Source organism: Heyndrickxia acidicola (genome assembly GCF_001636425.1).
Classification (GTDB): Bacteria; Bacillota; Bacilli; order Bacillales; family Bacillaceae_C; genus Bacillus_AE; species Bacillus_AE acidicola.
In genome coordinates, this window is record NZ_LWJG01000004.1 from 145,414 (window position 1) to 158,958 (window position 13,545).

General features: G+C 38.4%; 12 protein-coding genes and 1 pseudogene. 12 read left to right on the forward strand and 1 reads right to left on the reverse strand.

The features are described 5' to 3' along the window. The first annotated feature begins 37 nt into the window (after positions 1 to 37). From A5N88_RS23090 to A5N88_RS23110, 5 genes are read left to right on the forward strand one after another with little or no spacing between them, the layout of a single operon-like run. On the forward strand, positions 38 to 661 hold the full coding sequence (locus A5N88_RS23090; RefSeq protein ID WP_066271237.1) for a thiamine phosphate synthase: 624 nt from the start codon (positions 38 to 40) through the stop codon (positions 659 to 661). Then, positions 658 to 1,794: a glycine oxidase ThiO gene (gene thiO, locus A5N88_RS23095; protein ID WP_066271238.1), complete on the forward strand. Its 1,137-nt coding sequence runs from the start codon at positions 658 to 660 to the stop codon at positions 1,792 to 1,794. The genes A5N88_RS23090 and thiO overlap by 4 nt, the downstream gene beginning before the upstream one ends. Next, positions 1,791 to 1,994 carry a sulfur carrier protein ThiS gene (gene thiS / locus A5N88_RS23100; protein ID WP_066271239.1) on the forward strand — a complete coding sequence of 68 codons (204 nt, stop codon included), beginning with the start codon at positions 1,791 to 1,793 and terminating at the stop codon, positions 1,992 to 1,994. Before thiO ends, thiS begins: the two co-directional genes overlap by 4 nt. 1 nt (position 1,995) lies before the next feature. Then, complete coding sequence (locus A5N88_RS23105) at positions 1,996 to 2,763, forward strand: thiazole synthase (RefSeq protein WP_066271241.1); 768 nt, start codon at positions 1,996 to 1,998, stop codon at positions 2,761 to 2,763. After that, positions 2,760 to 3,776 carry a thiazole biosynthesis adenylyltransferase ThiF gene (locus tag A5N88_RS23110; protein WP_066271242.1) on the forward strand — a complete coding sequence of 339 codons (1,017 nt, stop codon included), beginning with the start codon at positions 2,760 to 2,762 and terminating at the stop codon, positions 3,774 to 3,776. The genes A5N88_RS23105 and A5N88_RS23110 overlap by 4 nt, the downstream gene beginning before the upstream one ends. 571 nt (positions 3,777 to 4,347) lie before the next feature. On the opposite strand, the pseudogene A5N88_RS26545 reads toward A5N88_RS23110, so the two are convergent. Next, positions 4,348 to 4,819: pseudogene (locus A5N88_RS26545) on the reverse strand (recombinase family protein). A 291-nt stretch (positions 4,820 to 5,110) separates the two neighbouring features. Here A5N88_RS26545 and A5N88_RS25330 point away from each other — a divergent pair. The 7 genes from A5N88_RS25330 (at position 5,111) to A5N88_RS23145 (ending at position 13,327) form a co-directional block, all read left to right on the forward strand. After that, on the forward strand, positions 5,111 to 6,313 hold the full coding sequence (locus A5N88_RS25330) for a hypothetical protein (protein WP_066271243.1): 1,203 nt from the start codon (positions 5,111 to 5,113) through the stop codon (positions 6,311 to 6,313). A 561-nt stretch (positions 6,314 to 6,874) separates the two neighbouring features. Continuing rightward, a complete protein-coding gene (locus A5N88_RS23120; RefSeq protein ID WP_066271246.1) occupies positions 6,875 to 7,879 on the forward strand; it encodes a phosphotransferase in 1,005 nt (334 codons plus the stop codon). Positions 7,880 to 8,205: 326 nt separating this feature from the next. Then, positions 8,206 to 9,033 (forward strand): sugar phosphate isomerase/epimerase family protein, encoded by an 828-nt coding sequence (locus A5N88_RS23125; RefSeq protein ID WP_066271249.1) that lies wholly within the window; start codon positions 8,206 to 8,208, stop codon positions 9,031 to 9,033. Positions 9,034 to 9,051: 18 nt separating this feature from the next. Next, complete coding sequence (locus tag A5N88_RS23130) at positions 9,052 to 10,119, forward strand: Gfo/Idh/MocA family protein (protein WP_066271252.1); 1,068 nt, start codon at positions 9,052 to 9,054, stop codon at positions 10,117 to 10,119. Positions 10,120 to 10,130: 11 nt separating this feature from the next. Beyond that, positions 10,131 to 11,444: an ABC transporter substrate-binding protein gene (locus A5N88_RS23135; protein WP_083953357.1), complete on the forward strand. Its 1,314-nt coding sequence runs from the start codon at positions 10,131 to 10,133 to the stop codon at positions 11,442 to 11,444. A 62-nt stretch (positions 11,445 to 11,506) separates the two neighbouring features. Then, positions 11,507 to 12,475 carry a carbohydrate ABC transporter permease gene (locus A5N88_RS23140; RefSeq protein ID WP_083953358.1) on the forward strand — a complete coding sequence of 323 codons (969 nt, stop codon included), beginning with the start codon at positions 11,507 to 11,509 and terminating at the stop codon, positions 12,473 to 12,475. 12 nt (positions 12,476 to 12,487) lie between these two features. Continuing rightward, entirely contained in the window at positions 12,488 to 13,327 is an 840-nt protein-coding gene (locus A5N88_RS23145) for a carbohydrate ABC transporter permease (protein WP_066271254.1), read from the forward strand. Positions 13,328 to 13,545 lie beyond the last annotated feature (218 nt).

The following is a 13,545-nucleotide window of genomic DNA, read 5'->3' on the forward strand; positions in this document are numbered from 1 at the left end:
GAAGTGGTTTTTTATTTTCTCTAACTCGGAGGTGCTCATGATTACGAAAAATAAAGAACTTCATTTAGTTAGTAATGGCAATATGTCTCTTCAACAATTCGTTCACATTGCTGAAAAAATCCATCCTTATGTGACAGACATTCAGCTAAGGGAAAAGACAAGCAGTGCAATAGAATTATGGGAAGCTCTTCAGCAGCTGAAGGACCTTGGGGTGCCATCTAAGAAACTGTATGTGAATGATCGTGTGGACATCGCATCCGCTGCCCAATTGAAAGGGGTTCAACTAGCGTTCCATAGTCTTGGTCCCGCTACGGTGAAAAAACATTTTCCGCACTTAAGGATAGGGAAAAGCGTTCATTCGGTAAAGGAAGCGATAGACGCTGAAGAGCAAGGAGCAGATTATTTGCTTTTCGGCCATATCTTTCCCAGTTCATCAAAACCTGGAATGCCATCAAGAGGATTAGAGGCACTTTCTTCTGTTACATCTGCCGTCGCAATTCCAGTCATTGCGATTGGGGGAATTGAGCTGCAGTACCTTCCTGACGTCTTTAAAGCTGGAGCTGCTGGTGTAGCGGTGATGTCAGGGATTTTAAATGCTAAGGATCCCCTGCAAGCTGCCATAGAGTATGCAGAAGGAATAAACGGGGGAGGAAAAAGATGAAAAAGTATGATGTTCTTATTATCGGTGGAGGTGTCATCGGGTCATCCATTGCCTTTCAGCTATCTAAACAAGGAAAGAAAGTAGCAATTCTAGAAAAAAACCGGCTGGCCAGCGAGGCTTCAAGTGCTGCCGCAGGGATGCTTGGGGCACAGGCTGAACTCGAGGAAGAAATTGGACCGTTGTTTGAATTAGCTATAAAAAGCAGAGCGCTTTTTCCGCATCTTGCAGAAGAGCTAAGGGAAATAAGTGGAATTGACATTGGGCTCGTCCAAAGAGGAATGCTGAAAGTGGCATTAACCGATTGTGAGGCGGAGAAATTCAAAAAAATTGTCCAATGTCAACAGGCAGCAGGGGAAACAGCGGAATGGCTTGATACAGAAGAAGTTAAAAAAAGGGAGGCACATCTATCTTCGGATATTAAAGGGGCAATATACATACCCAAAGACGGACAGGTTTTAGCACCGGATCTTTCGTTGGCATTTGCTAAATCTGCCGCTATTTTAGGTGCGGAAATTTATGAGTTTACAAAGGTGAATGCCTTGCTCCGGCACGAGGGCAGAGTATCCGGAGTATTGACAGACAGTGAAGCCTTTTTTGCCGATAAAGTAGTCATCGCAAGCGGCGCTTGGAGCAGTCAGCTATTAAAAGACTTCCCTTTGAAGCAACAGGTGTTTCCGGTAAAAGGAGAATGCATTTCTGTCATCACCCATAAGCCATTAGTAGAGTCTACGATTTTTTCTCATGGGTGCTATCTTGTTCCGAAGAAAGGCGGGCGATTGCTCGTTGGGGCGACGATGATAGAACATACATTTGATAAAAAGGTAAGTGTAGAAGGAGTTTCACAGCTGCTGACACATGCACAAAGGCTGCTTCCGGCAATCTCCAGTGCAGAATGGGAAGCAAGCTGGGCAGGCCTGCGTCCGCAAACAGCAAATGGATTGCCGATACTCGGTGTCCATCCTGAGTTTCAGGGGCTTTATGTCGCTGCAGGGCATTATCGGAATGGAATTTTACTTAGCCCTCTTACAGGTATTCTGATGGCCGATTTACTAGCCGAAAAGGACGAGGCGAAAGCAATGCTTGCGCCATTTGCATTACAGTCGGGGATTAAAAAAAGGGGTGTTGTCGGATGAAGCTCAACATTAACGGAGAAAAGCTGGAAGTGCTAGATTCTGTAGAAAATATACGTTCACTTTTACAGCACTTTGGATTAGAAAACAAAGTTGTGATTGTCGAGCAGAATGCGGTGATATTGCAAAAAGAAGAGCATGATGATGCTAGACTTTCTGATGGAGATCGAATTGAAATCGTACATTTTGTAGGAGGCGGTTAATATGTTGAAAATTGGACCTTATTCTTTTCATTCACGGTTGTTGCTTGGGACAGGGAAATTTCCAAACTATGAGATTCAAAAGAAAGCGGTGGATATCTCTGAAACTCAAATTCTTACTTTTGCTGTCCGTAGAATGAATATTTTTGAGGCAAGCCAACCCAATTTTTTAGAAATGCTCGATACGACCCAGTATACATTGCTTCCCAATACAGCAGGTGCTGCTACGGCGGAAGAAGCGGTAAGAATTGCCAGACTGGCAAAAGCTTCAGGCCTATGTGATATGATCAAGGTTGAAGTGATTGGGGACTCTAAAACGCTTTTGCCCGATCCCATTGAAACAGTGAAAGCCTCGGAAATCCTGTTGGAGGAAGGCTTTATTGTTCTCCCATATATTTCGGACGATGTCATTTTAGCCAGACGTCTTCAGGAAATGGGTGTGCATGCCATTATGCCGGGGGCTTCTCCGATTGGTTCAGGGCAAGGGATTGTGAATCCGTTAAATATTCGTTTGATTATTGAACAAGCCACGGTTCCCGTCATTGTGGATGCGGGAATCGGGACAGCATCCGATGCAACGCTTGCCATGGAACTGGGAGCAGATGCCGTTCTCTTAAATACAGCGGTATCGGGGGCAACAGATCCTGTAAAAATGGCTTTGGCTATGAAACTGGGAATCGAAGCAGGGCGTCTTGCTTATGAGGCGGGACGTATTCCAAAAAAACGGTATGCAACCGCCAGCAGTCCGCTTGAAGGGATGAGCAGGGTGTGAACGACCGTTATTCTCGCCAGGAATTGTTTACACACATCGGTCCTGAGGGACAAAGAAAGCTGGCCGATAAGCATGTCCTTTTGATCGGTGCAGGAGCACTGGGGACAGGAAGCGCAGAAGCGTTGGTTCGAGCGGGTGTGGGGAACATTACCATTGTCGATCGGGATTATGTAGAGTGGAGCAATTTGCAAAGACAGGTGCTGTATACAGAAGAGGATGCAGAAGAAAGAATGCCAAAAGCCATTGCTGCAAAAAACAGGCTGCAGCTTGTAAACTCTAAAGTTAAGATAGATGGCATTGTTGCGGATGTGACGGTTCAGGAAATAGAGTCTCTCGTTAAGGGTGTGAATCTTATTATCGATGCAACTGATAATTTTGAAACACGCCTGTTGATCAATGATATTTCTCAAAAACAGCGTATTCCATGGATTTATGGTGCCTGTGTAGGAAGTTATGGGCTGACCTACACCATTATTCCAGACACGACACCGTGCTTACATTGTATGTTGGAATCTGTTCCTTTAGGTGGAGCTACGTGTGACACGGCCGGCATCATTGCTCCTGCTGTTCAAATGGTAGTTTCCTATCAAACAGCTGAAGCGTTAAAAATTTTGGTGGAAGACTGGAACGCTTTACGAAGCACTCTGATTTCCTTTGATCTATGGAAAAATCAGTATACAGCCATTAACTTGGATAGAATTCGTAAGCAAAGCTGTTTATCCTGCGGTTCTTCTCCTACCTATCCCTTTTTAGACTACTCTAATCAGACAAAAACAGCTGTATTATGCGGCAGGGATACCGTACAGATCCGCCCTGCCCAGCGGATTGAAAGAAACTTGCAAGAATTGGAAAGACTGCTTTCCTCCCATGGAACCATTAAAAGAAATGCGTTTCTGCTTTCCTTTACGGCAGCATCTCATAGGATGGTTCTTTTTGCGGACGGCCGTGTACTGGTTCACGGAACAAAAGATATTACGGAAGCTAAGAGACTTTACCATAAGTATCTTGGTTAAATGGAAAGTAGCGGCTAACACCCCCTAACCTAAATCAAAGATTTAGAGGGAGACTGCACCGCTACTTTTTATTCAATTTACGTCTTTAATTGCAATTATTGCAATAGTCACGGTTACGAGAAAAAAGCAACCCCACCCTCAAGCCTTGGCCAGTTTGAGTTTGAAGTTACTTTTTCTCTTCGCTCTACCAAATGAAACCACTGCACTTCTAGCAGTTTGCGTGCATTAAGGTCATCGGGTGCAACCGGTGGCCTTTTTTTAGTGTGGTTTATATTTATTTTTATTATACCGCATCCTTTACTGAATAAACAAAGAGCAAGAAATTTCTTATTCCTTTTGTATTTTAGATGATGTAAATAAATGTTATTAGCTGTCCAGTTATTCCGTAAACTTCCAAGAAATGATTAGAGGAGAGATTTATAATGGAAATTATTCAAATCCAACAAATCCAATAAAAGGGACATCAAAGGGAACCTTCTTATAAGGACTTGTGCGAGTGTGGCTGTAACCAGGGGCAAAGTAGACGTAGCGTACGCATCTCTTGCCTCTTTGGTTATAAATTAGTTGTATCTTACGATGCAGCATCCGTACGAGTCATCCCTTGTTCAGAAGAATTAACCTTTTCTTCATCGTTTTTCGTCTTCTAGGATGTTTCCCTCGTTTCCTGGCAGCTTCAATCCTTCCTTTGTCCATTCAGAAGTTAAATCTCTATCAAATGGAATAATTCCAGAGAAATTGGTAAATAACATTTTTCCATGTGCTATGTTGTATTCAGCCATGCTTCCTTTAGACTTTACAAATGGGTTCCTTTTTGAGAAATTAGTTCCGTGATTTTAATTAGGTCTTTTGTAGAACGTGATAATCGAGTTAGATGTAACTACAGATACAATATATTCTGGACGAAGAAACTGTAACATTCTGTCGAACTCCGGTTGGTTCTTTTTTGTCCCAGTTATCATTTTTAAAGATTATTCAATCACATCCAAATTCCTCAAAGTGCTTCTTTTCGCGAGCCAAATGTGGTCAAAAGTAGAAACACGCACAAGCCCAACTTCAAACTAATCCTTTCCTCGACCAAATATATTTCCAAAGATGATTCAAGTGAAAATATTGTTGCATATCTTTGGTACAGATGTTATACGAATTTACTAGGTAAAAGCTTATAAATAAATAGGGTAATGAAAACGAATGTTTTGTTACATTAATTTAGTAATATTGACAAAAAATTAATATTATTTTAATGTTCGGAAGTTATAATTTTGTCTGTATCAATCAAATGAAGATACAGAATGTCGAAAAATCCTAGAATATTTACAATTAAGAGGAGTGATAAAATGAAACTATCCAAAGGTTTTAAAGGAGTTTTAGCAACAGGAGTAATCGCATCATCTATATTGGCTGTAAGTCCAAATGTTTTTGCAAAAGATAGATTACATAGTAACACTCGACCATTGAGAGCCTCTATTTCAACGAACTATGGTGGAAAATATAGACACAATAGCAGCCTTCAAGCACAAATCAACCAAGTGCAAAACCAAATTAAAGAAGTGACGAATCATATTGCTTTGTTAAGTACGGTGGTTCAAACAGAAACCAATGAATTAAATACACGATTAACGAATTTAACCACGTATTACAACAACCAAAGCACGAAATTAAATGCACAGTTAACGAATTTGCAGACGCAGCTGACTAACACTACGGATCCTACTGAACAAGCTAAAATCAATAAGAAAATTACGTTTCTTAATAAACGAATTAGTTCATTGACTCAAGAATATAACAACTCACAAACAGAATTGCAAACCAAAATTTCTAATCTTCCGACGGAAGTGACAGCAAAAACACAAGATCTTCAAAATGAACTTACAACATTACAATCGCAATTAACGGCGTTGCAAAATGAACAGCAGCAAGCTGCGAAGCTTCCTACTAAGCAGCAACAACAAATTGCAAAGCTGCAATCGCAAATAACAAAAACACAAAACAAAATCACTGAAATAAACACTCAAATTGCTTCATTGGGTACTCTAGCTCAAAAGAAAACAAATGAATTAAACACACGAATCTCGAATTTGAACACTGCTTACCAAAATCGAAACAAGGAATTAAATACAGAGTTGACGAATTTACAAACGCAACTAGCTAATACAACTGATTCCAATACGCAAGCTGCCATAAACAATAAAATTACGACCATTAATCAAAGAATCAGCTCTTTAACTCAAGAATACACCAATGAAACAGCAGCACTACAAGCTAAAATCACCAATCTTCCAAACGAAGTAACAACATATAATACGGCTCTACAAACAAAATTGACTTCTTTGCAATCTCAACTAACGCAATTGCAAAATCAAATAGCTGCGATTGAAAATTCATCAACTTCATCTACAAACAATGGTTCTACTGGTTCGACAGGAACATCAGGTTCTACTGATTCTGGTTCAACTGGTTCAACAGGAACATCAGGTTCTACTGGTTCAACAGGAACATCAGGTTCTACTGGTTCGACAAACACTGCTATATCGAATTAGTCCTGTCATTTCTTTTTCATCTATTTAGTGAAGGGAAAAAGAGTAAAAATATTATGGGGATAATCCATCAAAGGAGTTATCCTCTTTTTTTTGGCGCTGTTTTTACTGTAACAAAGTGTATACTACTCGTTGTTATTCTAATTAAAGGCATAATGCTGCAGGTACTTGGAAAAGTGCTACTTTCGGTAATAACTCGCTAGGTGCCTACTCTACCGTGCGAACGGTGTGAACAGGGAGAAAAGGGAGGGATAACTTCAACCTCTTATTTATCTGTATTAAGAAGGAATTTTAAATTAAGTAACAGAATATACCAACGAAGAATAATTTAAATACAATATTATTATCATTGGGGGTATTTTTGTTAGTACAGATATAGAGGAGATATAAAAAGGGCTTTAAGAAGCCAATGATTTTTTAGAAAAATAAAATCTGGTGGTGGAGGGTATGGAGAAACGTTAGGGGTGTGTAACGTTGATTTTATATATTCTCATTGAAAGGCAGCTATAATTAAGATGCTAGTTCCCATCACATTAGGTATTCAAAGAAAAGGAGGAGAATGGAATGCGTGAACCTAAGCCTTACTGGCGAGATGTCCCTCTAGAATTACGTAAGCAAATTGAAGATAAAGTAGGAAGTTCTATACGCTGGGCTACTCGTGTTTTTGGAGGATATGGACCAAGTGCAACATTTCGACTTTTCTTAGAAGACGGCAGAACCCTATTTGCCAAGGGAGCTGGATTGGGATCTATTAAAGAGAATTGGAAAGTGCTTCCGCTTGAAGAAACTGTATATCGTGATATTGCTGCGATTTACCCAATGTCTCCTCGTTATTTTGGTTCAGTGAGTGTTGAAGGCTGGCATCTTTTATTACTAGAGGATTTAAGAAATACAAAAAAGGTCCCTCCTTGGTCTGAGGCGTTAGCTTTGCAAGCTATTCGGGATATAGCGGAATTTCATTTAAGGGGACTTTCTGAGGCTGGTAAGGTTGAACCAATGACTAGTAAAGGAGTAACTGATAATTGGATCAATATTAAAAATAGCAATGATGAAAGAAATTACTTTCTGGGATTGTTTAGTGAGAAAAAAAGTGATGCTGAGTCTTGGCTGGAAGAGGTAATTGACACAATGATTACAATCGAAGCAGAATATATGAATTTGGACCAACCATGGGGATTAATTCATAAAGACATACGTTCAGATAATCTTCGTTTTAGAGATGGTTCTTTGTTATTGTTCGATTGGGCATTGGCATGCAGGGGACCATTGCTTTTTGATGTGGGATTTTTTCTTCCGAGTATTGAGGGTGAAGGGGGGCCAAAAGCAGAACGTTTGTTGACTGAATATATAAGGGTAATGGCTGATAATTCCATTGAGTTTCCTTTGTATGCTAAAAAATCTGTTGCTGTTGTCGTTGCAGGATTTTTTGCATCACGAGCTGGACAGCCACCCATTACTCTACTCCCTCGACTTAGATGCATTCAGCGTTTACAATTAGGACCTGCACTACGATGGTCCTGCAATATTCTTGGGTTGCCCCAGCCTCCTACATTGAATTTTAATGATTAAATATTAAATAATATCACAAATCCAGCCTATGCAACATAATCTTTTTAACGGGTATCTTCATAAAGGAGGTACCTTATTAAATTTGGTTGTGTCATTTGTTGTCAAAATAAGCCAAAATGTTGGTTTTGGTCATTTTGGACACAAACTTATTAACTGATGATTTTAACAACCTGAGGATAAAAATGATAAATTTCAAGATTTGCGTATCGCTACAAAAAAAGTACGTATAGTCAAAATTGTCTTAAAATTCAGTACGCAGAGTCAAGCGCCTTAAAACTGATATTGCTATACTTTATACAAAATATAAAAAAATGAGGAGGGAAAAAATGATCCAATTAACTGGGTTTGCAGATGAAATTTCACCAGAACTAGAAGAGCAAATCGAGGTGCTTCAATCTCTAAAAATGAAAAATGTTGAATTTAGGGGAGTTTGGGGAAAAAATGTTCTTAAACTAACTGATAAAGAATTAGAAGAAGTAAAAAAGGAATTTGATCAAAATGGAATTTTTGTTTCTTCTATTGGATCCCCCATTGGAAAAATTAATATTACTGATGATTTTGAACCACATCTAAAAGATTTTGATCGAGCACTAGAGATTGCTAAATTTTTTCATTCTCCATACATTCGCATTTTTTCTTTCTTTATCCCTGAAAAGAAAGATCCAGCAAAATACCGAGATGAGGTTTTGTATAGAATGAAAACGCTTACTAATATAGCGGAAGGAACAGAAATTGTGCTTCTTCATGAAAACGAAAAAGATATTTACGGCGACACAACTGAAAGATGCTTGGATATCTTAGAGTATGTAGATTCTCAAAATTTACGCTGTGCATTTGATCCCGCAAACTTCGTTCAATGCGGGGTAAGGCCGTTTACAGAGGCATATTCAAAACTTCTACCCTTTATTGAATATTTACACATTAAAGATGCAAGATTTGAGGATGGAAAAGTGGTTCCTGTTGGAGAAGGGGACGGTGAAGTTCGAGAAATTTTAAGCGTATTAAAAAACAAAGGTTATAACGGCTTTATGTCGTTAGAGCCGCACTTAAAGGCAGCAGAAACATTCCAAGGTTTCAGTGGTCCAGATTTATTTAAAGTAGCAACAGAAGCTTTAAAAAAAATACTAGACGACATCAATTGGCTGTGGAATTAAAAGAAAGGGGTACTACATATGTCTAAGAAAAGTTACAATTTTGCAATCATTGGTGCAGGTGTGATTGGAAAATCCCATGCAAAAATGCTGCAACAGGTTGAACAGGGAAATCTTGTTGCTATCTGTGACATAATTTCAGAAAAGGCGCAAGCATTAGCAGAAAAATATGGGTGCAATTGGTACAACAGCATAGAAGAAATGTTAGAAAATGAAGCCATCGACATCGTTAATATTTGTACTCCAAGTGGAATGCATGCTGATCACACAATACAAGCAGTACAAGCTGGAAAACATGTCATTTCAGAAAAACCAATGGATGTAAACTTGGAGAAAGCTAGACAGATGATTGAAGAATGTAGAAAGGCAAACAGAAAGCTTGCTGTTATTTCTCAACACCGTTTTGATGCTGCAACGATAGAAGTAAAAGAGGACATTGATAACGGGAAATTTGGTAAAGTAATCATCGGAAATGGAGCAATCAATTGGTATCGCTCTCAATCCTACTATGACAGTGGAGATTGGAGAGGAACATGGGAATTAGACGGTGGCGGAGCACTAATGAATCAAGGAATTCATACGATTGATGTGCTTCAATATCTAGCAGGTGAAATCGAAAGTGTTTACGCCCATTGTAGAACTATGGGGCATGAACGAATCGAAGTGGAAGATGCTGCAGTCGCGACCTTACAATTCAAAAATGGTGCTATCGGGACACTTGTCGGGACAACCTGTGCTTTCCCCGGATTATCTACAAGAATTGAAGTGTTTGGAAAAGATGGTTCGGCGGTCATTGAAAATGATCTTTTAGTGCATAAAGTATTCCGTGCTGATATTGGGGAAGTAGGTAACTATGGTGGTGTAAACCATTTAGAAACCGAAAAAGAAGTAAATGAAACAGGGGCTTCAGATCCTGCAGCGATTTCACAAAGTAGTCATGTCCTTCAATTCAACGATTTGATTGAAGCCATTGAAGAAAATCGAGAACCAGCAGTGAATGGACTCGAGGCAATTAAACCACTAAAAGTCATATTGGCAATCTATCAATCTTCAAAAATTGGGAAGCAAGTTCAAATTGACGAAATTTAGGAGGATAACATATGAAAAATAATATGAAAAAACTAGCGTCAATGGCGTTAATGGCAGGAATTGCTATTGGGCTTGCAGGTTGTGCAAGTCCAACTTCGGGTCAATCTAGTAGTTCAGATGCTAATAAGCAAATTACATTAAAAGTAGCATGGTGGGGTTCACAAGATCGAAACGACCGGACACAAAAAATGATTCAACTTTTTGAAAAACAAAATCCAAATATTAAAATCGAAACAGAATATACAAATTTCAACGACTATTGGACAAAAATGGCAACCGAAGCTGCTGGTCAAAGTTTACCAGATGTAATGCAAATGGATTACGCTTATCTTGGAGAATACACTAGTCGTCATTTGATTGATCCCCTTGATTCTTATATCAGCTCAGGAAAAATAGATTTATCTGCAGTTGATAATAAGGCATATCTTGCAGGTGGTATTATCGGCAATAAAAACTATGCCATTTCACTTGGAATGAATGCACCTGCAGTAGAATATGACCCAACCATTTTTCAAAAAGCGGGTGTACCAGAACTCCAACCAGGATATACGACAGAAAATTTAGATAATACATTATCCGCATTAAAAACAAAATTAGGTACTAAAGGATTTAGTCCAGAGGATACTGCTCCATATGACTTCACATATTACCTTCGCCAAAGAGGAACACACGAGTACAGTGCAGATGGTAAAAGTCTAGGGTATAAAGATGATCAGCTATTCGTCGATTATACAAATTACCTACTCACACACTACAAAAACGGATTGTTTGGAGATCCAAAGGTTGTAGCCTCATTAGCTCCGAATGAAGCAAATATAATGATTGTAAAAGGACAAGCAGCTGTACACGGTTTTACAAGTAACTTGGTCGTTGGGGATTCAACATACGCAGGACATACCTTAAAACTTATCGCACCGCCAGAATTACCAGGTGGGCAAGAAGGGAACTATTTGAAACCTGCCATGTTAGTCTCTATGTCTTCTTCTTCACAACATAAAGATGCAGCAGTTAAATTTATAAATTTCTTCCTTAATGATTTAGGAGCAAATGATATCTTGAAAGCAGAGCGCGGGGTGCCAATTTCTAAAAAAGTTCGAGATCATTTACTTCCAACATTAAGTGAAGCTGAAAAAGAGCAATTTTCTTATATTGAATATGTTGCTGCGCACTCCAAACCAATTGATCCGCCGGCGCCAGAAGGTGGTTCTAAAGTGTCCGACCTTTTCAATCGTTTACAGTTGCAAATTGCTTATGGTCAGCTTACACCTGAAGCAGCGGCAAAACAATTCCGTCAGGAAGCGAATCAAATTTTAAGCTCAAATTAATCTATTTTTATATAAACAAGCCATCTATCCAGTAGGTGGCTTGTTTAAAAAAGGAGATAAAAATGAAAACCCCAATTAAAACAAACATAAACGAATCTGTCGTCTCACGTACAAAAATAAAAGATCCTTTTATTACTAGGAACTCAAATTCTTTATCAAAAACATGGAAAAAAAATTTAGTCGGATACTCTTTTATCTTACCATGGCTTTTAGGATTCATTGTTTTTGTCTTAGGACCTATGATTGCTTCGCTTTATTTTTCATTTACAAACTATGACATGTTATCAAGTCCAAAATGGGTAGGTTTTAAGAATTATGTTTATATGTTTACCCAAGATCCTAGGTATTGGAATTCGCTAAAAGTAACATTTCAATTTGTATTGATATCTGTGCCATTGAAACTCGCATTCGCCTTGATGGTGGCTATGCTTTTTGTCAAACCAAGAAAAGGAGTTGGAATCTACCGGACCATCTATTATATTCCATCGTTAGTTGGAGGAAGTGTAGCAGTAGCTGTCATGTGGAGACAGTTATTTGGAGATGACGGAGCCATCAATCATGCTTTATCCCTTATAGGAATTCATGGACCGAATTGGTTGCTAGATCCAAAAACCTCCATTTGGACACTTATTTTACTTGTCACGTGGCAATTTGGATCACCGATGTTAATTTTTTTAGCAGGATTAAAACAAATCCCTCCAGAGTTGTATGAAGCAGCTAATGTTGATGGAGCTAATTCAGTTACAAAATTTTTTAGAATTACGCTTCCGATGTTATCACCAATTATCTTTTTTAATCTGGTAATGCAGATGATTAGCGGTTTTATGACATTTACGCAAAGTTTTATGGTTACTCAAGGAGGACCACTGGATTCAACATTATTTTATGCAGTCTATCTTTACGACACTGCATTTACTAATTTCCAAATGGGATATGCATCAGCGATGGCTTGGGTATTGTTAATCATCATTGGTGTATTAACTGCCATTGTCTTCAAATTATCAAAATCATGGGTATATTATGAATCGTAAGGAGATAAGTACATGACAAAAAGATTGATTCCTAATACCATTTTTCATTTGTTCGCAATTGTGTTTGGACTATTTATGATGTATCCAATTATTTGGACAGCGGTGAGTTCGTTGAAACCAGAGTCAGAGATTTTCAAACAAGCCGCTTCTCTTATACCATCCAGTTTCCAGTGGCATAATTATCTGGACGGGTGGAAGGGTTTTGGCGGCACTTCCTTTGGAACTTTCTTCTTAAATTCATTTATTATTTCATTTTTGTCAATGATTGGGGCGATGTTTACATCCAGTTTTGTTTCTTTTGGATTTGCCCGGTTAAAATTTTCATTTCAAAAGCCATTATTTGCCTGTCTTATGGTCACTATGATGTTGCCTGTGCAAGTAACCATAATTCCTCAATACATATTGTTTCATAAACTAGGGTGGATTAATACATTTCTACCTCTTATCGTACCTCAGTTTATTGGGGGAAATGCCTTTTTCGTCTTTTTAATGATGCAATTCATTCGAACAATTCCTAAAGAATTAGATGAAGCAGCCCTTATTGATGGGTGTTCAACATATAGAACGTTTTGGAAAATCATTTTACCTATTTGTAAGCCTGCATTAATTACAGTATCTATCTTTTCATTCATTTGGACATGGGATGATTTTTTAGGACCATTAATTTATTTAAACCAACCAAGTACTTTTACAATTTCATTAGGCTTACGTATGTTTTCTGATCCATCTTCTTTAACGAAATGGGGAAATTTATTTGCCATGTCTACCCTATCACTATTGCCATTGTTCATTATGTTTTTCATTTTTCAACGCTATATTGTAGACGGAATTGCCACACAAGGATTGAAGTGATAAAAATCACAGATTGCTAGTACGTAAAAGAGAATAAAAATGATATAATAGGCCGGAAAAATACTAGAAATATAGCAGAAACATAACAACTTTACAATGAGCAGGAGAATGCACACTGATTACAAACTTTGGATTTGATTGATGTCATTAAAAATGATCGTGCACCAAAAAAAACGGTCCTGAGTGAATCAAACCCATTGAAATTATCCTAGCTATTT

What these genes read in the sequence shown, in the direction of transcription:
- A5N88_RS23120 (WP_066271246.1), top strand. Translation starts at nt 6,875, where the DNA reads ATGCGTGAACCTAAGCCTTACTGGCGAGATGTCCCTCTAGAATTACGT.
- A5N88_RS23130 (WP_066271252.1), top strand. Translation starts at nt 9,052, where the DNA reads ATGTCTAAGAAAAGTTACAATTTTGCAATCATTGGTGCAGGTGTGATT.
- A5N88_RS25330 (WP_066271243.1), top strand. Translation starts at nt 5,111, where the DNA reads ATGAAACTATCCAAAGGTTTTAAAGGAGTTTTAGCAACAGGAGTAATC.
- A5N88_RS23145 (WP_066271254.1), top strand. Translation starts at nt 12,488, where the DNA reads ATGACAAAAAGATTGATTCCTAATACCATTTTTCATTTGTTCGCAATT.
- A5N88_RS23105 (WP_066271241.1), top strand. Translation starts at nt 1,996, where the DNA reads ATGTTGAAAATTGGACCTTATTCTTTTCATTCACGGTTGTTGCTTGGG.
- thiS (WP_066271239.1), top strand. Translation starts at nt 1,791, where the DNA reads ATGAAGCTCAACATTAACGGAGAAAAGCTGGAAGTGCTAGATTCTGTA.
- A5N88_RS23135 (WP_083953357.1), top strand. Translation starts at nt 10,131, where the DNA reads ATGAAAAATAATATGAAAAAACTAGCGTCAATGGCGTTAATGGCAGGA.
- A5N88_RS23090 (WP_066271237.1), top strand. Translation starts at nt 38, where the DNA reads ATGATTACGAAAAATAAAGAACTTCATTTAGTTAGTAATGGCAATATG.
- A5N88_RS23125 (WP_066271249.1), top strand. Translation starts at nt 8,206, where the DNA reads ATGATCCAATTAACTGGGTTTGCAGATGAAATTTCACCAGAACTAGAA.
- A5N88_RS23140 (WP_083953358.1), top strand. Translation starts at nt 11,507, where the DNA reads ATGAAAACCCCAATTAAAACAAACATAAACGAATCTGTCGTCTCACGT.
- thiO (WP_066271238.1), top strand. Translation starts at nt 658, where the DNA reads ATGAAAAAGTATGATGTTCTTATTATCGGTGGAGGTGTCATCGGGTCA.